The organism is Homoserinimonas flava, assembly GCF_054969005.1.
In genome coordinates this window covers 44,965-63,684 of the sequence record NZ_JBUEQS010000002.1, presented here as the reverse complement: position 1 = coordinate 63,684, position 18,720 = coordinate 44,965, and the positions used below count along the sequence as shown (strand labels likewise).

Here is an 18,720-nt window from a genome sequence, read left to right as displayed (position 1 = left end):
GTGGCACTAGCCTACGGCGCTGGCGGGGATGCTTCGTCCCACCCAGTCCGGGGTGTGCGGCACGTGCCACTGAAAACGTATTGCGATGGGAGTTTGCGCTCATGACTCGACCAGTCGATGGCCGGGCGCCGCTGCTCCGCAGGCAGGTATCCGAGACGGTAGACGGCCATGAGCTCAAGATCGTCTGGCACCTCGAGCAGGCCTTCGACTTCGGCCCAGCGCCTCGGCACCTCCATCGGGAACGAGACGAACTGGATGCCCATCCCGAGCGCCGCCGTCGAGAGCCAGATGTTCTCCATCGCCGCACCCATGCTGAAGATCGAGTAGAACGATGAAAGCTCGCCCGGCCGGTACTCACTGCGGTCGAGCAGCACGGCGATGAGCAGCGGCGAGCCCGCCACCAGTTTGCGGTTCTCGGCGCCGAGCGTCTGCGGCACCCGAAGTGCGTTCATGAGTTTCTGCCCCCGTGGCGTGAACGCCTGCGAGGTGAACGGCCGCAACGGTGCCGGCAGCTTGTCAAAGAGCATGCCGCTGCGATGCTCCGCCATCTCCTGTTTGCTGAACCTGAAGTACGGCTTGTAGCGCTCAAAGAAGGTGCCGTTCGACATCGCCTCCGTCATGCTCTCGCCGCTAATGTCGGCGATGGTCTCGATCATGGTGCGGTCTTCGATGAGCACGAACCGCCACGGCTGGCTGTTGAGCTGTGAGGGTGCACGGCCGGCGAGCTCCATGAGCATCCGCTGGTGCTCTTCAGAGACAGGGTCTGGCAAGAATGGGCCGTTGGTGGTTTTGCGGCGCCGAATCGCGTCGAACAGCTCCATCAGCGCCTGCGACCTTTCGAGCCTCGCCCTGCTTTCGAGCCTCGCTGGGCCTTCTTCGCATCCTTGCGCCGGCGGACCCCGGAGACGCCGGCCGCGATGCCGGCGGCGAGGTAGAAGGGGGCGGCGGTGAGGGCGATGAGCGGATGCGCGGGGCTCCGCGCATCGACTTTGGAGATGATCGCGAGCGGCACCAGGGTGGGCAGCAGCAACCAGCCGGCCAGGCCGCCGGAACTCTTCTTGCGCGCCTGCTTCGACGGAATGCGCACGGGCGGCAGGCTCGCCGCAGACTCGCGCCCCGCGATGACACCCCGAGGCTTCTTCGTGAGCGCACTCCGCGCCGACAACACAATCGGGCCGAGGGAGGTCCACACGACGGCGCCGGTCAGCGCGAACGTCGAGATGTAGAGCCCGTGATGCAGCCATTTCGCCCTGCTCGTGTCGACGATCTTCGTCGCAACGGCAAACCCGAGGGTCGCGTTGGCGGCATAGCTGGCGCAGGCGGCGGTGGTGAGTTTTGCAGTGTCCATGTGCACCCCATGATCGACTCGTTTTGCCTCCACTGAGCAAACTCTCGGCGCACATTCAGACGAGCGTGGCTCTTAGACGCGCGCGGCTCTTAGACGAGCGCGGCGAGCTGCCCTACGCGTAGCGGATGGTGGACTGCAGGCGGGTCCGCACCTCGAAGAGGTCGGTGCCGCCGATGAGGGGGGCATCGGCAAGGTCGCCACGCAGCACCCCCGGCAGCCTCGAACGCTGCACGACCGCGCTCGTGAGCCCGCGCATCCGGCCGATGGTGATGGCATCGTCGATCGCGTCATCGGGCACGACGACGACGAGGGTCGTGAACTTGACGCGTGCGGCCCGAGCAACGGATTTCGCCCGCAGTGCGAGGGAGTTCAGCGGGCGCTCACCCGGCGCGATGGGCTCGCCGATGATCTCGTTGCGCTTGACGCGCACCGGTGCACCCCAGTCTTCTGACTGCACCGCGAAGAGCCCGCTCGGCCCGAGCACCACGTGATCGAGCTTCGACGACCAGGGGTCGCCGCCCGTGTCGGTCGCAACGTCGTGCCACACCGTGTAGGCGATGCCGAGCGATGCCGCCTGCGTGGCCGTCGCCTCCTCGGCGAGCGCATTCGCAAGCAGGTGGCGGATGTCACGGGGCGCCGATCGCACGAGTGCGGGGTCGTACGGGTCTGGCAGGGCGGCGCCGCGCCCCACCCACTCGCGCATCAGGTCGAGGTAGTGCTCGCGGCTGAGCCCGCCGGGGTGGCCGTAGGCGCGGGCCTGCGGGCGGTTTTCGGCCGTGGAGCGCGGGGCTGCCGGAGCCCAGGTCGCGCGCGACTCGGTGCCGCCGGTGCGCCCGCGGTCGTATGCCGCGCGATCTTCTGGCGTACCGAGCAGCTCCCAGGCGTGCTGCACGGCGTGGAACCGCCGCGCATCGCCGCCAGTATCGGGGTGGGTTTCGCGCGCCATCTTGCGGTAGGCCCGCCGCAGCTCCTCATCGCTCGCGGATGCCGCGACACCGAGCACCTCATAGGGCGACGGGTTCAGGGGGCTGCGAGACACCGCTCAAGCGTACCGGCGGGCTGCCGGATGTCGGCTTCGCGGCTTCTGTGAGCGCGGCCCGTGCTGGCCGATCTATGGTGTTCTTGCACGAGCTCGCAGGCATTTCTCGAACGATTGGAACGGTGCGCAGATGGCGATGGAAATCGAGTACGACGACGCCGTTGACGCTGCCTACATTCGATTCGTGCCGCACGGCCCGGGCATTGTTGAGCGTACCGTCGAGGTAGAGCTCCGCCCTGACGCGCTGCCAATGGCGGTCGATCTCGCCAGCGACGGAACGATTGTCGGCATCGAGATTCTCAGCGCTTCGATGCTGCTCGACGTGGCTGGTCTCACCGCAGCAGGGGGATGATCAGCGGCCTCCGCCACCACCTCCACCACCTCCACCACCAGCGGAGGCGCCGCCTCCCGAGCCGCCGGATGACGCGGTGAAGGTCGACGCGCTGCTCGTGCTGATCGAGTTGACACTGTTGGCGAACATGAGCGCGTTGAAAGTGCCAGAGCCGTAGTACCAGTCGGGGCTCGTGCCGAGGTTCTCGTAGTGACGACCGAGCTCCTCCGCCCATTCCTTCTCGTGACCGAACAGCATCGCGTAGGGCAGCAGCCGTTCGTTGAGCTTCACCAGCTGCGCCTCATCGTCGGCGGCGATCGGCGCGCGTTGGGCGCCTTCGGGCGACTGGAGGAACCGGATGCGGTCCGCCTCTGCCAGCGTGATGTACACGTCGAGGCCCTTCATGTGGTCTCGCACCTCTGCGCCGCGGGCGGTGAGGGGCTGCCGCGCGAGCGCGATGATCGCGGCGACGAGGGCGAGGAGGGAGACGATGATCTGCACTAGCGGCCACGGCCATCCGTAGTCCTGATCGAGCGAGACGATCGCAAAGATGACCCCGACAAGGCCGCCCACGAGGGCGACGAAGAAGACGGGGAGGGCGGCCCCGGTCGGATACGGACGCTGATACCCCTCCGCCTTGACTTCCTTGGTGACGCGTTGGGCGAGCGTGCCCAGCTTCGCGGCCGCCTTGGTGTCGGGCTTGTCGAGCCGACGCCGTTCACCCGGTGTGAGGTTCGAACCGAACAACGCGTGGAGGAACTCCTGCTCCTGTGAGTCGGTTCCCGTGGCGTCGAGGTACTCGAGGGAGAACTCCTCTTTGTCCTTGCCGAAGAACCCTTCTGTGCGCTCCTCGACGATGCGCACCCTGCCCCTCACCGCGAAGTCGATGATCTGCGCCGGCACCGACTTCGCCGAGGTTCCCGAGATGACGGCGGCGGTGAGCAGGTTCGCATCCTTCGACGGCGCGTACTCGGCGATGATCGTGGGGCGCCCGGGCTCATCGCGGAGGCGGCTGCGGCGCACCGCGAGCGCCCACACGAATGCCGCGAGCGCGCCAATCGTGCCGATGAGCGAGACCACAGGCCACGGTGCCGCGAAATAGCTGCTGTCACGCGGCACGAAGGTGCCGGGCTCGAAGCCGACCGCGAAGGAGAGAGTCTCGTTCGGCCCGAGGTTGCTCGCCACGAACGTGAGACCGTCGATGGTCGCCGGATTCGTCGCGCCCTCGCGACCGAAGACCGCGTCCACGCCACCCGCGAGCTGCTGCTCGAGGCCGTCCCCGAGGTGCACTGTGGCGCTGACCTCAGCGAACGGCTGCCCCCAGTCGGTGCCGTTGACGTCCCAATAAAACTCGTCGGCATCCGTGTCGTCGTAGTAGCGCGTCACGTTGACCTGCGTGTACTCGATCACATACGTCTGCTCGCCCTGCACAAAGTCGTCACCGCCGAGCGCAAGGGCGAGACCATCGTCGCTTTCAGTCTCATACTCGACGGGGTCACCGTTTTCGTCGGTCACCGAAACGATTTCAAGCTCGGTCGGATGCCCCTCATAGCGATCGGGCAGAGTGCGCACGATGCCGCGGTTCTGATCAAAGTCGGGGAAGACCGCGACGATCGTCTCCACCGTGCGGAGCGTCGAGCGCCCCTCGTCATCCCGGTCGAGGTAGTAGTCGGCGTGGAAGCTCGCGAACTCGAAATCATCGACATCGGCGTGGGCGGCGGTGACCGGCGACACCACACCGAGGAGGGCAATCACGGCGACGGCGAGACATGCGGCGGCTCTATTCATGCGGCCACGATAACGCGGGCGTGTGCTGTGCGCCTCCCCCGCCGGGGTGACCCCGAGCGACGGATGCCGCCCCAACTGGACCCCGAACTGGGGTGCGAATCGCCGGGATTTGTTAAGGCGCCGTTCGGATTGAGGTGATGGACTACCCCTATGGCCGGTTACACGGCCGCGTATGCGCGGCCAGACCACTTCATATTGCACCTCAGCGATACACACTTTCTCGCTGGGGGCCGAATGCTGTACGACAGCGTCGACAGCGAGGCGCGCCTCGCCGAGCTCTTCGTGCGACTCGAAGCGTCGGGGGCGCGGCCAGAAGCGATCGTCTTCACGGGCGATCTCGCCGATCACGGCGAGCCGGAGGCATACGCCAAACTCCGCGCAATCGTCGACCCCGCCGCAGCACGGCTCGGCGCCCAAGTCATCTGGGTGATGGGCAACCACGATGACCGCGGTGCGTTCCGCGAAGAACTGCTCGGCCAGCTTCCGTCGTCGAACCCTGTCGACCGGGTGTACGACGTGAACGGCCTCCGCATCATCACGCTTGACTCCACCGTGCCCGGCCACCACCACGGTGAGGTTGCCGATGCTCAACTCGACTGGCTCGCCGAAGAACTCGCCGAACCGGCGCCCCACGGCACCATCCTCGCGATGCACCACCCGCCGATCCCCAGCGTGCAAGACCTTGCGGTGCTCGCTGAGTTGCGCGACCAGGGTCCGCTTGCCGAGGTGCTGCGCGGCTCCGACATCCGCAGCATCATCGCCGGCCACCTGCACTACTCGACAACTGCGACGTTCGCCGGCATCCCCGTCTCGGTCGCCTCAGCCACCTGCTACACGCAAGACCTCGCAGGGCAGACCGGCGCGACCATCCCGCGCGACAGCGCGCAGTCATACAACCTCATTCACGTCTACGACGAGACGGTGCTCCACACGGTGGTGCCGGTGAGCTCCACCCCGGCCCTCGCCTTCGTGTCGGCAGACGAAACGGCACAAATCTTGGCGCGCCACGGTGTGACCATCGACGACGCCGTCAACAGCAAGGTGTCGGCCGAGAAGCCGCTCCTCGCCAGCGACTTCGCGCTCGCCGCCGCGCTCTAGGCAAGCGCGGCGTACCGGGTTTCGATACGGCCCTGGCGGGCCTACTCAACCAGCGAAAACCCGCCGGTTGAGTAGCGAGCGCCAGCGAGCGTATCGAAACCCCCACGAACTACGGTTTTCGAGGCTTGCGGCTCAGCGCCGGCAGGTCACGGAGCCGTCCATCGATCAGCGCCTGCCGTTTGCGTCGCGACCACCCCTGCACTCGCTTCTCCATGGCATACGCCTCGTCAACGCGCTCGAACTCCTGCGCGAAGACAAGTGTCACCGGCTGTCGGATGCTGGTGTACTGACTCCCAACGCCAGACGCGTGCTGCTGCATCCGTGCCTCAAGATTGCGGGTGCTGCCGACATAGAACGACCCATCACCGCAGAGAAGGATGTACATGTGAGGCATCCGATCATTCTGGGTCAGCGACGGTATCGCCACGCAGACGTTCCACATGCCGGGTTTCGATACGGCCCTGGCGGGCCTACTCAACCAGCGAAAACTCGCCGGTTGAGTAGCGAGCGCCAGCGAGCGTATCGAAACCCCCACGAACTACGTTCCGGGGTTCTCCCACGGCGCTGCGATCGGAAAGTAGCGGTCGAGGAACCAGTGCACGGCGTGCGCCCGCTCCTCCCCATCCAGCTCGGGGAACGAACCGTCGTTGAGGCAGAAGAAGTCAAAATTGCGACGCTTGAGCAGCTGCTTCATCTGCCGCACCCCCTCGCGGGCGGTCGTGTCGACGTAGCGCACCTTCGCCGAGGGTTGCGTCACGGCCCGCCCCGTGAGCAGTGCGTAGTAGTGGTAGAGCGAGTTGGTGACCGAAACATCCGTCGCCTGGCGGAACTGCGCGGCGGAGGTGCGAGCGAAGTCTTCGGGAAACTCTGCCTCAAGCTCGTGGATGACCGAGCGCCGCAGCGGGGCGGCAGCGTGCTCAAGGTGCCGCGTGATGGTGACACCGAAGCGATCACGCAGTAGGGCGCGATTCACCCGCGCAGCGTTTTCGAACCCGCTTCGGGTCGGCCCGTTGTCACCGACGCCGATGCGCGTGTTCGAAAGGATGAACTTGCTCACCCCGCCAGGCGAGAAGAACATCTCGGGGTCGACCGCGCGGCCAAAGAACATGTCGTCGTTTGAATAGAGGAAGTGCTCGCTGAGCCCCTCGATGTGATGCAGCTGGCTCTCGACCGCGTGGGAGTTGTGCGTCGGCAGCACCGATGTGTCGTTGAAGAACTGTTCGCTGCGCAGCAGCGTGACCCGCGGATGCTCGGCAAGCCACGCGGGGCGGGGCGAGTCGGTGACGATGTAGATGTTGCGAATCCAGGGTGCGAACAGGTGCACGGAGCGGAGCGCATACCGCAACTCGTCGAGTTGCCGAAAGCGCGCCTCATGGTCGTCGCCCTCACCGACGACGTAGCTCGCCATGCGGAGCGCGCGCTGCCGCTGGAACTCGGCGGAGGAGCCATCAACCCAAGAGAACACGATGTCGATGTCGAATGTGACATCGTCGGTGGTGGTGTCGAACATGCCCTGCAGGGTCGGCCATTCGCGGCCGTGAAGCTCTACCGTGCCGCGCACGATCTCCGTTTGCGGCGTGCTGTGACGCAACAGCACGTTGGGGCGGGGAGCGATGACGTCGCCAATGACAAGGGTTGCGTCGGCCGCGTCGCCGCCGAGGGTGCGGCTCTCCGCATACTCCCACAGCTCGAGTGGCACGCCCGATTCGGCGGCATAGCGGAGCGTGCCGATCGCGGCCTCGCGCGGACGGTACAGGGTGAAGGCGCGCGCCGAACGATCGCGCGAGAGCCGACCGTGGGCGACGAGCACCACCTTGTCGGGGATGGCAACCGTGACTTCGCCGATGATGGGGGTCGCCGCGTCATCCGCCTCATTGACGGCGGTGAACAGCACGGGGTCTGCACCACCTTTCGCCTCGGCGGCGTCGGAGTCGAGATGATTCGGCCCCACCCCGCTGGCGAGACCCCGCGAGCGGGCCGCAATGTCGGCTTTTGCCGCCTTTGACAGTTTTTCGGTGCGGGAGTAGAAGGGCTCACGTCGGCACGACTCGGCGAGCGCCGACGCAAGCCGTGACCGTTCGGCCCAATCGACCACCACGATGGGGCGGTGGTCGGCGCCCCGCACAAGGAAGAAGTCGATGCCGGCGGCGTCGAGCGCAGCACGAATGAACTCGAAGTCGGCCCAGAACGCCTGCCACGGGGTCAGTTCGGTGCCGACAATGGTGTGGATGCCGGAGCGCACGATCGACGTCGTCGGCCCAGGGGAAGCTGGGTTGCCTTCGAGGGCAAGAGGAGAGAACACGTTCATGTAGGCCCAATCGTTCGAGCCTGGGTCGTCAGTGTTGAGACGAACCCGTCAGCCATCCACAGCATAACCCCGCGCGTGCGCTTCAGCGCGGGCCAGAGATCTGCTCGGCGAGCTGGCTGAGTCGGTCATCGCTCACCTCGAGATGTGCCTCTGCTGCGCGCTGCCGGAGCAGGCCAAACGCCGAGCCGTGGGTGTGCCCGAGCTCGATGTCGGCACGCACCTGCTCGACGATGCCATCGAGCCCTTGCTCGGCGGTCGCATCGTCGCTGCCGTGCTCGATTGGGGTGTCTTGTGTGTCAGCCATCTCGCCATGGTGCGTCCGTCACCCTACGGTTGCCTGAATGTGACAGACGTTTCGATGCGAAACTGTGCGATTCGTCCGCGGGTCTGCGCCTGTGACGCGAGAGACTTGAGCAACGCGCGTCGAAGGGACCACTGAGGGCACATGCCAGACCTCCACAACATCCGTCTGCCTGCCGGGTGGTACCCAGACCCGAACGGGGCCGACCACCGTCGGTGGTGGGACGGCAAAACCTGGACCCAACACACCGCGCCGCACCAGCGACCCGCACCCGTCTACGACGTCGATGACCTTGCAGAGTCCCGCGCCGCCGCGGCGTCGGGCGAGGTGGTTCCGGCACCCCGCCGCATCCGCACAGCGGCGCGCCTCGGCCGTGGTCTCGCGGCCCTCGCGCACAAACTTCCCTTCGGGCTGCCGGCCCCCGCGGATGACACCGACGTTGACGGCACAGCCGGCGGCCCACCACCATCGCCGCCGGCATCCGGCAGGCACTCGCGCTGATCGCGCCGTGACGCCACCCCCGAAGCGGGGATGCCGGTAGCGGGCATCCTCCCGGTACGGTGAAACGAAAAAATTTCACTGACCGGAGGGGGTCCGGAGTGAGCACCATCGGACAGCACGACCCGAACCAGCCAAGGACGCTGACTGAAGAAGAATGGCGCGCCTCGCTGCCGTCATTCGGACAGCAGCTCGGCACGGGTCTCGGCCACTCAAGCTTCAGCGCGCCAAGCACCGCCCAGGCGCCCTCTGTGGCGCCCTTCAGCACCCAGAACACCTGGAAGCCAGGCCCGTCGAAGAGCAACACCGGCGCCATCTGGTGGTTCGTATTGCTGCCGCTCATCGCTGCGGTCGCCATGATGGCCGCCCTCTATACACAGATCGCGCCGTACCTCAGCGACCGCATCCTCACGCCGGCGAACCAGCAAGCGCTGCTCTTTGCCCTCCTCGGCTCCGTCGCAATCATCGCGGGCATCTCAGTGCTGCAGGTTGTTGCATCCATCTGGCTCGCCTACCTCGACCGTCGCCGCCTGCGCGGGCTCGGCCACACCACGACGGCGTCGCCGTGGTGGAACCTGCTCATGCCGCTCGTGTACCTCATCGTGCGCTCGGTGCACGTGAACCGGGCGATCGGCGGCGGCAGCGCCCCCCTCACCGTCTACGTCGCGCTGTACATCCTCCCCGGGCTGGTGCTCGGAATCCTCGCCGTCGTGGTGCAGTACCTCTGAGCGACGTGGCGAAGAAGTGAGACGCTAGGACGATGGCGAACTCACCGAGCGGCGACTCACTCATCACCCGAGTGGTGCGCATCCTCGAAACCTTCGACACGGAGCGCACAAGCCGCAGCGTCTCCGACATCGCCAGGCGCACCGGCATCCCCGCGTCAACCACGCACCGCCTGGTCGCCGAGCTGAGCGAACACGGCCTGCTCGAGCGCGACGACCGCGGCAATGTGCACGTGGGGATGCGCCTGTGGGAGCTTGCCATGCGCGGCTCTCAGGCGCTGCGCCTGCGCCAGATCGCCATCCCGTTCATGGAGGAGGTGCAGTCGAAGGTGCGGCAGCACACGCAGCTCGCGGTGCTCGAAGACGATGAGGCGCTCTTCATCGAGCGGCTCTCTGGCCGCGACTCTGGCGCGAACATCACCCGCATCGCCGGGCGGCTGCCCCTGCACGCGTCATCCTCTGGCCTGGTGTTGCTGGCGACCGCCGACGAGGCGCTGCAGGAGCGCGTGCTCGCCGGCCCGCTCCCCCGTCGCTCGCCCGAGACGATCACCGATCCGACGGCGCTGCGCGCGAAGATTGTCGAGATCCGTCGCGTGGGGCATGCGATCGCGCCCGGCTACATCGCCCCAGAGTCGCTCGGCGTCGCAGTGCCCATCAAGGGGCCTGGCGGCGGGGTGATCGCGGCGCTCTCGGTCGTGCTGCCGCGCGATTTCGGTGACACGGATGCCGCGGTGGTGTTGTTGAAGTCGGCGGCGGTCGGCATCACGCGGGCCATGCGCACGGCGCAAATACTTTCCCATTGAACAGGAATACGTTTCTCGCATCGCCGTCGCACACCCAGAATGGCTGAGCAGGCCGAAACGCGGCCACCACGTTCACCCCGCGGCCCCGCCGCACAGACGAAGGAGTCGCCATGACGGAGACCATCCGCACCCAGGTTGGCATCATCGGAGCTGGCCCCGCCGGCCTGCTCCTCTCCCACCTGCTCGACCGAGCCGGCATCTCCTCGATCGTCATCGACAAGCGGAGCCGTGAAGAGATCGAGAAGACGATCCGCGCCGGCATCCTCGAACAGGGCACGGTCGACGTGCTCGTCAACACGGGGGTCAGCGACCGGGTGCTCCGTGACGGACACAAGCACGACGGCATCGAGCTGCACTTCAAGGGCGAGGGTCACCGCATCGACTTTCCGTCGCTCGTCGGCCGTTCCGTGTACCTCTACCCGCAGCACGAGGTGCTGATCGACCTGATCGCCTCGCGGCTCGATGCGGGAGCCGACATCCGCTTCGGTGTCACGGCGTCTGACCTGCACGGCCAGCTCAGCGACAGCCCCAGCATCAGCTTCACCGACGCCGAGGGCAAGGACTTCATCGTCGAGTGTGACTTCATCGGCGGCACCGACGGTTCGCAGGGCATCGCCAAGTGGTCGATCCCCGAGACGGAGCGCCGCGACTTCTTCCGCCCATACCCGTTCGCCTGGTTCGGCATCCTCTGCGAGGCGCCGCCAAGCTCCGACGAGCTCATCTACTCGGCGGGCGACCGCGGCTTCGCGCTCATCAGTCAGCGCAGCGACACGGTGCAGCGCATGTACTTCCAGGTGCCCAACGAGACGAACACCGACGACTGGGGCGACGCCCAGATCTGGGACGAGCTGCAGGCCCGCGTGCCCTACACCGAGCTCAAAGAGGGCCCCATCTTTCAAAAAGACGTGCTCCAGTTCCGCAGCTACGTCTGCGAGACGATGCAGTACGGGCGCATGTTCCTTGCGGGTGACGCGGCGCACACGGTGCCGCCAACCGGCGCGAAGGGCATGAACCTCGCCGTTGCCGACGTGCTCGTGCTCTCTGACGCGTTCGCCGCCTACTACGACAACGGTAGCACCGAGAAGCTCGACGCGTACTCCGGCACGGCGCTCAAGCGCATCTGGCGCGGGCAGCAGTTCTCGTACTGGATGACCTCGATGCTGCACGCAACCCCTGAAGAGCACCCCTTCGACCAGCAGCGCCGGTACGGCGAGCTCGAGATGGTTACGGCATCGACCGCCGGGCAGACCTACCTTGCCGAGGCATACACGGGCTGGCCATTCGACGTCGGCTACTAGCCGATTTTGACAGCACGCTGCGGAGGGCTCTAAGGTTAGGCTTGCCTAATCATCCGAATGGAGCCCTCCTCAGCATGTCACCCCGCAGCTTGTCCACTCGCCGCCCGTCAACCCGCAGAATCCTCGCCACCGGATCAGCGCTCGCAGTCTTCGCTCTCGTCGTCACCGGCTGTGCCGGATCATCGCAAGAGACCACGGAATCAGAGTCAGCCATCGAGTCCGACGGTTCGCTCGTGCTGTATTCCGGGCGGAGCGAAGACCTCATTGCGCCGCTCATCGAGCAGTTCACCGCCGACACCGGCATCGAGGTAGAGGTGCGCTACGGCTCGACCGGCGAGATGAGCGCGCTCCTCCTCGAAGAGGGAGAGCAGTCGCCCGCCCAGGTCTTCCTCTCGCAGGATGCTGGTGCCCTTGGTGCGATCACCGACGCGGGTCTCGCCTCGACCCTCCCCGCCGACATCGCCGATGCTGTGCCAGCAGGCTTCACGAGCACCGACGACAGCTGGGTCGGCGTGACCGGCCGCGCGCGGGTCATCGCCTACGACAGCGAGCAGCTGAGCGAGGCAGACGTGCCCGACTCCACCGATGACCTCACCGCTGCCGAGTGGAGCGGCCAGGTGGCGTTCGCGCCGGGCAACGCCAGCTTCCAGTCGTTCGTCACTGGGCTTCGCGTGCTTGAGGGCGAGGATGCGGCAGACACGTGGGTCGCCGGCATGGCCGCGAACTCTCCCGTGCTGACGGAGAGCAACGGCGATTCGCTTGAGCTCGTGAACAACGGGACCGCGCAGCTTGGCCTCATCAACCACTACTACTGGTTCGAGGCGGCGGCCGAGGTCGGTGCCGAGAACATGCGGGCCCAGCTGAAGTTCCTCCCCGGCGACGCTGGCGGCATCGTCAACGTGACCGGCGCGGCGATCCTCGCCGGAGCCGAAGGCGACCCAGATGCCCTCGCCTTCGTCGAGTACCTCGTCTCTGATGCGGGCCAGCGCTACTTCGTAGAAGAGACCTACGAATACCCCCTCGTTCCCGGCATCGACGCGCCCGAGGGTCTCCCTTCGCTCGACAGCCTGGTGAACCCCGAGCTCGACCTGAGCGACCTCGACTCGCTCGCCGAAACGCAAGAACTGCTGGCGGTGCACGGCCTCATCTGATGACAGCCCCGGTTCGCACGACCGCCCCGCTCCCGCTGATCGCGGTAGCGGGGTTGTCGGCGTTGCTGGCGGCAATTCCGCTCGTCTACCTCGGCGTACGAATCTCGGATGCCGGCCTCGAGGGTGTGCTCGCCGTGTTCGTGCGTCCGCGGCTCGGGCTACTCCTGGGCAACACACTCCTGCTTGCGGCCGCCGTTACGATCGCGTCAACGGTTCTGGGTGTCGCCGGTGCCCTCATCCTGAGCCGGGTTCGCGTGCCGTTCCCGCGCGGCCTCGCCGTGATTGCTGTGCTGCCGCTTGCGATGCCGTCGTACCTCGCCGCGTTCGGGTGGCTCGCCGCTGTGCCCAGCGCGAGCGGCTTCTGGCCCTCGTGGCTCGTGCTCACGGTCGTCACGACGCCCTACGTGCTGCTCCCGGTGGCGGCGGCGCTCCGCGGAACCTCCGCGAGCCTCGCAGAGGTGGCACGCACGCTCGGCTACGGGCCCGTCCACACCTTCACCGCCGTCGTCTGGCCGGGCATCCGCGGTGCTTCCGCTGCCGGAGCGCTGCTCGCGTGCCTCTATGTGCTGGCCGACTTCGGCGGGGTGGCGCTGTTCCGATTCCCAGTGCTCACGACGGCGATTCACCAGGCCTACGGTGCCGCATTCGACCGCAACTATGCCGCGGTGCTCGCGGCCGTGCTCGTCACGATCGCGCTCGCAATCTTCTTGATCGACCGGCGCTTCCGCCCCTCCCGCGAGACCCCGGTTGCCCGCGCGGGAACGCGCGCCAAGGTCGAGTGGGGCCCGTTCACCCCAATCGCCGTTGTGATCGTCGCCGCGCCAGCGGTGCTCGGGGTCGGCGTTCCGCTGGCAAGTCTCGTCTCTCGCCTCTGGAACGCGCAGACCGTGCAGGCCGTCGATTTCGCTGGGCTCGCCGAGGCCGCCGGCAACACCATCGTGCTCTCAGTGGCGGGTGCCGTGATCGCGGTGCTGCTCGCGCTGCCGATCGCGACCCTTGCCGCACGCTTTCCTGGGCGCGCATCGCGCATCCTCGAGGCGGCGGGATCACTCCCGCTCGCGGTGCCCGGCATTGTGGTCGGCCTCGGTCTCGTCTTCTTCTCCCTGCTGGCGGTGCCGACGCTCTACCAGAGTGCGGCGATGTTGGCCTTCGCCTACGGGGTGCTGTTTCTGCCCAAAGCGATCGGCACCATCCGTTCTTCGATCGAGCGCGTTCCTCGCGAACTCGAAGATGTCGCCAGCACGTTGGGCTACCGGCCACTCCGTCGCTGGTGGCACATCACCGCTCGCCTCGCGCGGCCCGGCATCGTCGTGGCGACACTCTTCGTTGCCGTGACGGCGATGAAGGAGCTTCCCGCAACGCTCATGCTGCGACCGACCGGCATCAACACGCTGGCGATCGAACTGTGGAGCAAAACCGACATTGCCGCCTACGGAGCGGCGGTGCCATACGCAATCGCGCTTGTGCTGCTCGCGGCAGTGCCAGCCGTGATGCTGTCGCCGCGGAGCGAACGCATCTCAACAGGAGGAGAACGATGAGTCGGCTCACTGTCGAGGGACTTGCCGTCGAGCTCGGCAGACACCGGGTGCTGCAGGATGTCGCGATCGACGTCGAGGAGGGAACCCTCGCGGTGATCGTCGGGCCGAGCGGCTGCGGCAAGTCCACGCTGTTGCGCGCGATCGCCGGACTGGTGCGTCCCGTCGCCGGTCGAATCCAGCTCGACGAGGCGACCCTGAGCGATGGCGCGGTGTTTGTCGCACCCGAGCGTCGCCGTGTCGGCTGGGTGCCGCAGGCGGCATCGCTCTTTCCTCACCTCACGGTCGCGCAGAACGTCGCCTTCGGACTCGGGGAGGTCAAGTGGAGCGCGGTGCGCCGCGGCTCGGCACGTGCATCCCGCTCGACGGTTCCGGATGAGCTGCTCGCGCTCACCGGCCTGAGCGACCTCGCCGACCGGTTTCCTGATCAGCTCTCTGGCGGGCAGGCGCAGCGCGTCGCACTCGCCCGCGCGCTGGCCGCCGAGCCCAATCTGCTCCTGCTCGACGAACCCTTCGCGGCACTCGACCCGCAGTTGCGTGCGGAGTTGCGCGACGATCTCACCGCGATGCTTCGCCGGCTCGGCGTGACCGGCGTACTCGTGACTCACGATCAGGGCGAAGCGCTGCTCGTGGCCGACTCGGTGATGATCATGCGTGACGGCACCGTCGTGCAGCAGGGCAGGCCAGCGGAGCTCTACCAGGAGCCGGCCAGCCCGTGGGTCGCGGCGTTCCTCGGCGAAGCGAACTTCGTCGATGGGGTCGCCCATCATGGTCGTGCATCGACGCTGCTCGGCGAGATCGAGCTGACAACGGATGCTGCGGGCCCCGTCTCGGTGATGCTCCGGCCCGAGCAGCTGCAGCTTGGCGCGCAGGGTGTCGGCGGGCGTGTCACACGGGTCCGCTATGGCGGGCATGACGCAATCGTCGAGGTGACAACAATGGATGATCGGCGCACGCTGCTCGCCCGTGTCGCCGCTGGCCGCATCCCATCGCTCGGCGCACTCACGGCCCTCCGCGTCGAGGGCGCTGGCGTGCCGTATTCGGCCCCTGCTGCGGACGAGCCTGCCGTGCCTTCACCGGTCGTGGCAGCTGACACTGCGGCGCCGCGGTTCGAAACCGCCAACCCTGTTCGCTCCCAGGCGGCGATGACTGTCGCTCCCAGCTAAGCGGAGCAGGGTGCCCCCAACTTCTCGACATACTTGAGGCATGTCGTCGCTGCCGTACCCGAACCTGCTCGCGCCCCTCGACCTCGGATTCACGACCCTGAAAAACCGGGTCATCATGGGCTCGATGCACACGGGGCTCGAAGACAAGGCAAAGGACGCCCATCGTCTTGCCGAGTTTTTTGCTGAGCGTGCACGCGGGGGCGTCGGCCTCATCGTGACGGGTGGCTACACGCCGAGCATCCGGGGCTGGCTCACGCCGTTCGCCGGCAAGCTCACGAGTCGGCGCGAGCTCCCCCGCCATCGCGTCATCACCGACGCGGTGCACGCCGAGGGCGGCAAAATCGCCCTCCAGGTGCTGCACGCCGGGCGCTACAGCTACCACCCGTTCAGCGTCTCGGCCTCGGCCATCAAATCGCCCATCACCCCGTTCACCCCTCGAGCCCTCAGCACGCGCGGCGTCGAACGGGTGGTGGCGTCGTTCGCGCGCACCGCGAGTCTTGCCAAAGAGGGCGGCTACGACGGGGTCGAGATCATGGGTGGCGAAGGCTATCTCGTCAACCAGTTTCTCGCGGAGCGCACCAATCAGCGAACGGATGCTTGGGGCGGCACCCCCGAGCGGCGCCGTCGGTTCGCGGTCGAGATTGTGCGCCAGACGCGTGCGGCTGTCGGCGAGGACTTCATCATCATCTACCGCCTGTCGATGGCCGACTTTGTGGAGCACGGCCAAACCTGGGACGACATCGTCACGCTCGCACGCGAGGTGGAGGCCGCAGGGGCGACGATTATCAACACCGACATCGGATGGCACGAGTCGCGGGTGCCGACGATCGTCACCTCGGTGCCTCGTGCCGCGTTCGCTGACATCACGGAGCGACTCGCGCGCGAGGTCACCGTTCCGGTGGCGGCGGCGAACCGCATCAACATGCCGGAGGTGGCGGAGGGCATCCTGTCGCGTGGCTCCACCGCCCTCGTGGCCCTCGCCCGCCCCATGCTCGCCGACCCCGACTGGGTTCGCAAAGCCAGTGCGGGCGCGGCCGACGAGATCAACACCTGCATCGCCTGCAACCAGGCGTGCCTCGACCACACCTTCCAGCGTAAAGAGGTCACCTGCCTTGTGAACCCGCGTGCGGGGCGCGAAACCGAACTCGTGCTGCTGCCGACAAAGCAAGTGAAGCGCGTCGCCGTTGTGGGTGCCGGCCCGGCCGGGCTCGCCGCCGCGATCACGGCCGCCCGCCGCGGGCACCGGGTCACCCTCTTCGAAACGAATGACGCAATCGGCGGCCAGTTCGCGATCGCCAAGCGCATCCCCGGCAAGGAGGAGTTCGCCGAAACGATCCGCTACTTCACGCGCCAGCTCGAGCTGCTCGAGGTCGAGGTGCGGCTCGAGACCCGCGCCGCGGCATCCGACCTTGCGGACTTCGACGATGTCGTCATCGCGACCGGCGTGACCCCGCGTGTGCCTTCGATCGAGGGCATCGACCACCATTCGGTCATGACCTATGCCGAGGCGGTGCTCGGCCGCCGGGCGATCGGAGAACGCGTCGCGGTCATCGGGGCTGGCGGCATCGGGGTCGACGTGAGCGAGTTTCTCACCGAGCACACCATGCGCGACGCGAACCCCAGCGCGGAGGATCTCGCCGAGTGGAAGCGCGAGTGGGGCGTCACGGATGACGGCACCGTCGCCGGCTTCGTCGTTACGCCGCAACCGACGCCGCCAGTCCGCGAAGTGACCCTGCTGCAGCGCAAGCCAGGCAAGATCGGGATGGGGCTTGGCAAGACAACCGGCTGGGTGCATCGGGCCAGCCTCAAGCACAAGCGTGTCGAGCAGCTCAGCGGAGTGAACTACGAACGCATCGACGATGCCGGCCTGCACATCACCTTTGGCGAAGATCACAAGAGTGCCGCCACGATCGAGGTCGACAGCATCATCATCTGCGCCGGGCAAGAGAGCGTGCGCGACCTCGTTGACGCCCTCGCCGCTGAGGGTCGCACCCCGCACGTGATCGGTGGGGCGGATGTCGCGGGCGAGCTTGATGCGAAGCGAGCCATCGATCAGGGCACCCGCGTGGCGGCGGCGCTGTAGCTTGCATCCGGCTTGGCCCGGCAGGGTTACGATCGAGAGATGCCGTCATTCGACATCGTTGTGCCTGTGCGCTGGTCAGACCAAGACCTCAACGGGCACGTGAACAACGTTCGCGCCGGCACCCTGCTCGAAGAAGCGCGCGTGCAGTGGCGGGCCCAGGCCCACCAAACGAACGCGCACCAGTCGAACGGCGACGCGAGTTTCGATCCTGGGCCGCTCGTGGCCTCGGCGACAACGCACTTTCGCCGGCCGATCGAATACGGGCCGGAGTTGCGCATCAGCATCACCATCGCGGCGATCGGCACCACCTCATACACGATGGCCTACGTTGCCACCCAGTCGGGTGCGGTCGTGCTTGAGGCGACGACCGTCATGGTGGCGATGGATGCTGGCGGGCACTCGCGGCCGCTCTTGCCGCACGAACGCGAGTACCTCGCCCGCTACGCGGTGTGAACCGCGAAATCTGCGCCTGAGCCCTCGGGGCCAAGGGTGCTCGGTCTTATTCGGCCTGCTGGCCGATGGCGAAACTGACGCTGCCGTCGTTGCCGACCTGCGCGTCGAGCACCTTGTCAGCGAGGGCGAGCGTCGCCCCCTCGTCGAGGAACACACGGGCACCATCCTGCTCAAGCACCTGGTCGCTCGACTCTGGTGCCTCAACGACGGCGACGCCGAGTTCGGCACTGGGGTCTGTGCCCTGCGAGTTGATGCGGAGGCCGGCACTCTCGGTGTCGGGGCTCTGCTCGATGATGGCTTTGACGACGTTGCTGGCGGTTTCGGTGAGGGTGAGCATGATGCTCCTTCCATTGGGGGCGAGCCATCCACGATTCAGCACCCGAGCGGCGACCTCAACCCGCTGGCCGCCATTGTGCGGCGTTTCTCACGAACCGCCCACGCAACACCCAGCTCCATACAACACCCAGCTACACCGAACATCCAGCTAGTTGTCGCCCGAGTCATCGCCACCCGGTCGCACCGGGGCATCATCGCGCCAATCGATGCGCTTCGTGCCATCGGGCTTCTCGGTCACCTCGATGCGCGGTGCCGCGTCGGCCTCGGCCGACTTAGGGGCGGTCGTGAGCTGGTCGTGCCGCTTCTCGTCGAAAGTCTTGTCGTCCATGCCCCTATGGTGCCCCCGAATCGCCGAGACCGCGACCCTGCGAGGAAGGTTCCGTCAGCACAGCGCCCGTGCCACACTTGCCTCAGGGCGTACCTGAAGCCCTGCAGCATCCAACACGCGGCGATGTTGCG

The 18,720-nt window shown here is 66.9% G+C and carries 20 protein-coding genes; 11 read left to right on the top strand and 9 right to left on the bottom strand.

Annotated elements, in window-relative coordinates; all coding sequences use genetic code 11:
• Positions 1–11: 11 nt before the first annotated feature.
• The 3 genes from ACY48M_RS05805 to ACY48M_RS05795 form a co-directional block, all read right to left on the bottom strand.
• Positions 12–821 carry a nitroreductase family protein gene (locus ACY48M_RS05805; protein ID WP_462819327.1) on the bottom strand — a complete coding sequence of 270 codons (810 nt, stop codon included), beginning with the start codon at positions 819–821 and terminating at the stop codon, positions 12–14.
• Positions 821–1,348, bottom strand: coding sequence for a hypothetical protein (locus ACY48M_RS05800; RefSeq protein ID WP_462819326.1), 528 nt, complete (start codon positions 1,346–1,348; stop codon positions 821–823). Before ACY48M_RS05800 ends, ACY48M_RS05805 begins: the two co-directional genes overlap by 1 nt.
• Before the next feature lie 112 nt (positions 1,349–1,460).
• Positions 1,461–2,387, bottom strand: coding sequence for a J domain-containing protein (locus ACY48M_RS05795; protein ID WP_462819325.1), 927 nt, complete (start codon positions 2,385–2,387; stop codon positions 1,461–1,463).
• 130 nt (positions 2,388–2,517) lie between these two features.
• Here ACY48M_RS05795 and ACY48M_RS05790 point away from each other — a divergent pair, with 130 nt between their 5' ends.
• Complete coding sequence (locus tag ACY48M_RS05790; RefSeq protein WP_462819324.1) at positions 2,518–2,739, top strand: DUF2283 domain-containing protein; 222 nt, start codon at positions 2,518–2,520, stop codon at positions 2,737–2,739.
• Here ACY48M_RS05790 and ACY48M_RS05785 read toward each other — a convergent pair whose 3' ends face one another.
• Entirely contained in the window at positions 2,740–4,506 is a 1,767-nt protein-coding gene (locus ACY48M_RS05785; protein ID WP_462819323.1) for a DUF2207 domain-containing protein, read from the bottom strand.
• A gap of 150 nt (positions 4,507–4,656) precedes the next feature.
• Here ACY48M_RS05785 and ACY48M_RS05780 point away from each other — a divergent pair, with 150 nt between their 5' ends.
• The gene (locus tag ACY48M_RS05780; protein WP_462819322.1) at positions 4,657–5,604 is read left to right on the top strand and encodes a phosphodiesterase; all 948 of its coding nucleotides are present in this window, start codon (positions 4,657–4,659) and stop codon (positions 5,602–5,604) included.
• A gap of 109 nt (positions 5,605–5,713) precedes the next feature.
• Here ACY48M_RS05780 and ACY48M_RS05775 read toward each other — a convergent pair whose 3' ends face one another.
• The 3 genes from ACY48M_RS05775 to ACY48M_RS05765 form a co-directional block, all read right to left on the bottom strand.
• Positions 5,714–5,998, bottom strand: a complete 285-nt coding sequence (locus ACY48M_RS05775; protein WP_462819321.1) for a GIY-YIG nuclease family protein — start codon at positions 5,996–5,998, stop codon at positions 5,714–5,716.
• A gap of 144 nt (positions 5,999–6,142) precedes the next feature.
• Positions 6,143–7,912: a stealth family protein gene (locus ACY48M_RS05770; RefSeq protein ID WP_462819320.1), complete on the bottom strand. Its 1,770-nt coding sequence runs from the start codon at positions 7,910–7,912 to the stop codon at positions 6,143–6,145.
• An 82-nt stretch (positions 7,913–7,994) separates the two neighbouring features.
• Positions 7,995–8,216, bottom strand: a complete 222-nt coding sequence (locus tag ACY48M_RS05765; RefSeq protein WP_462819319.1) for a hypothetical protein — start codon at positions 8,214–8,216, stop codon at positions 7,995–7,997.
• A 141-nt stretch (positions 8,217–8,357) separates the two neighbouring features.
• Here ACY48M_RS05765 and ACY48M_RS05760 point away from each other — a divergent pair, with 141 nt between their 5' ends.
• The 9 genes from ACY48M_RS05760 to ACY48M_RS05720 all read left to right on the top strand — a co-directional run bounded on the left by ACY48M_RS05760 (position 8,358) and on the right by ACY48M_RS05720 (position 17,925).
• Positions 8,358–8,714 (top strand): DUF2510 domain-containing protein, encoded by a 357-nt coding sequence (locus ACY48M_RS05760; RefSeq protein WP_462819318.1) that lies wholly within the window; start codon positions 8,358–8,360, stop codon positions 8,712–8,714.
• Positions 8,715–8,812: 98 nt separating this feature from the next.
• Entirely contained in the window at positions 8,813–9,439 is a 627-nt protein-coding gene (locus tag ACY48M_RS05755) for a hypothetical protein (protein WP_462819317.1), read from the top strand.
• A 32-nt stretch (positions 9,440–9,471) separates the two neighbouring features.
• Positions 9,472–10,239 carry an IclR family transcriptional regulator gene (locus tag ACY48M_RS05750; RefSeq protein WP_462819316.1) on the top strand — a complete coding sequence of 256 codons (768 nt, stop codon included), beginning with the start codon at positions 9,472–9,474 and terminating at the stop codon, positions 10,237–10,239.
• Positions 10,240–10,349: 110 nt separating this feature from the next.
• Positions 10,350–11,537 carry a 4-hydroxybenzoate 3-monooxygenase gene (locus tag ACY48M_RS05745; RefSeq protein ID WP_462819315.1) on the top strand — a complete coding sequence of 396 codons (1,188 nt, stop codon included), beginning with the start codon at positions 10,350–10,352 and terminating at the stop codon, positions 11,535–11,537.
• Between the two features lie 89 nt (positions 11,538–11,626).
• Complete coding sequence (locus ACY48M_RS05740) at positions 11,627–12,688, top strand: iron ABC transporter substrate-binding protein (RefSeq protein WP_462819314.1); 1,062 nt, start codon at positions 11,627–11,629, stop codon at positions 12,686–12,688.
• Entirely contained in the window at positions 12,688–14,226 is a 1,539-nt protein-coding gene (locus ACY48M_RS05735; RefSeq protein WP_462819313.1) for an ABC transporter permease, read from the top strand. Before ACY48M_RS05740 ends, ACY48M_RS05735 begins: the two co-directional genes overlap by 1 nt.
• Positions 14,223–15,389, top strand: coding sequence for an ABC transporter ATP-binding protein (locus tag ACY48M_RS05730; RefSeq protein WP_462819312.1), 1,167 nt, complete (start codon positions 14,223–14,225; stop codon positions 15,387–15,389). The genes ACY48M_RS05735 and ACY48M_RS05730 overlap by 4 nt, the downstream gene beginning before the upstream one ends.
• A gap of 40 nt (positions 15,390–15,429) precedes the next feature.
• Positions 15,430–17,472: an FAD-dependent oxidoreductase gene (locus ACY48M_RS05725; protein WP_462819311.1), complete on the top strand. Its 2,043-nt coding sequence runs from the start codon at positions 15,430–15,432 to the stop codon at positions 17,470–17,472.
• A 39-nt stretch (positions 17,473–17,511) separates the two neighbouring features.
• On the top strand, positions 17,512–17,925 hold the full coding sequence (locus tag ACY48M_RS05720; RefSeq protein WP_462819310.1) for an acyl-CoA thioesterase: 414 nt from the start codon (positions 17,512–17,514) through the stop codon (positions 17,923–17,925).
• Between the two features lie 46 nt (positions 17,926–17,971).
• On the opposite strand, the gene ACY48M_RS05715 is transcribed toward ACY48M_RS05720, so the two are convergent.
• Positions 17,972–18,262, bottom strand: a complete 291-nt coding sequence (locus tag ACY48M_RS05715; protein WP_462819309.1) for an iron-sulfur cluster assembly accessory protein — start codon at positions 18,260–18,262, stop codon at positions 17,972–17,974.
• 147 nt (positions 18,263–18,409) lie between these two features.
• Positions 18,410–18,589, bottom strand: coding sequence for a multidrug transporter (locus ACY48M_RS05710; RefSeq protein ID WP_462819308.1), 180 nt, complete (start codon positions 18,587–18,589; stop codon positions 18,410–18,412).
• Positions 18,590–18,720: the final 131 nt, after the last annotated feature.

Excerpts from the sequence above, each read along its gene's own strand:
- ACY48M_RS05805 (WP_462819327.1), bottom strand. The coding sequence starts at position 821 with ATGGAGCTGTTCGACGCGATTCGGCGCCGCAAAACCACCAACGGCCCA.
- ACY48M_RS05800 (WP_462819326.1), bottom strand. The coding sequence starts at position 1,348 with ATGGACACTGCAAAACTCACCACCGCCGCCTGCGCCAGCTATGCCGCC.
- ACY48M_RS05790 (WP_462819324.1), top strand. The coding sequence starts at position 2,518 with ATGGCGATGGAAATCGAGTACGACGACGCCGTTGACGCTGCCTACATT.
- ACY48M_RS05785 (WP_462819323.1), bottom strand. The coding sequence starts at position 4,506 with ATGAATAGAGCCGCCGCATGTCTCGCCGTCGCCGTGATTGCCCTCCTC.
- ACY48M_RS05780 (WP_462819322.1), top strand. The coding sequence starts at position 4,657 with ATGGCCGGTTACACGGCCGCGTATGCGCGGCCAGACCACTTCATATTG.
- ACY48M_RS05775 (WP_462819321.1), bottom strand. The coding sequence starts at position 5,998 with ATGCCTCACATGTACATCCTTCTCTGCGGTGATGGGTCGTTCTATGTC.
- ACY48M_RS05770 (WP_462819320.1), bottom strand. The coding sequence starts at position 7,912 with ATGAACGTGTTCTCTCCTCTTGCCCTCGAAGGCAACCCAGCTTCCCCT.
- ACY48M_RS05765 (WP_462819319.1), bottom strand. The coding sequence starts at position 8,216 with ATGGCTGACACACAAGACACCCCAATCGAGCACGGCAGCGACGATGCG.
- ACY48M_RS05760 (WP_462819318.1), top strand. The coding sequence starts at position 8,358 with ATGCCAGACCTCCACAACATCCGTCTGCCTGCCGGGTGGTACCCAGAC.
- ACY48M_RS05750 (WP_462819316.1), top strand. The coding sequence starts at position 9,472 with ATGGCGAACTCACCGAGCGGCGACTCACTCATCACCCGAGTGGTGCGC.
- ACY48M_RS05745 (WP_462819315.1), top strand. The coding sequence starts at position 10,350 with ATGACGGAGACCATCCGCACCCAGGTTGGCATCATCGGAGCTGGCCCC.
- ACY48M_RS05735 (WP_462819313.1), top strand. The coding sequence starts at position 12,688 with ATGACAGCCCCGGTTCGCACGACCGCCCCGCTCCCGCTGATCGCGGTA.
- ACY48M_RS05730 (WP_462819312.1), top strand. The coding sequence starts at position 14,223 with ATGAGTCGGCTCACTGTCGAGGGACTTGCCGTCGAGCTCGGCAGACAC.
- ACY48M_RS05725 (WP_462819311.1), top strand. The coding sequence starts at position 15,430 with ATGTCGTCGCTGCCGTACCCGAACCTGCTCGCGCCCCTCGACCTCGGA.
- ACY48M_RS05720 (WP_462819310.1), top strand. The coding sequence starts at position 17,512 with ATGCCGTCATTCGACATCGTTGTGCCTGTGCGCTGGTCAGACCAAGAC.
- ACY48M_RS05715 (WP_462819309.1), bottom strand. The coding sequence starts at position 18,262 with ATGCTCACCCTCACCGAAACCGCCAGCAACGTCGTCAAAGCCATCATC.
- ACY48M_RS05710 (WP_462819308.1), bottom strand. The coding sequence starts at position 18,589 with ATGGACGACAAGACTTTCGACGAGAAGCGGCACGACCAGCTCACGACC.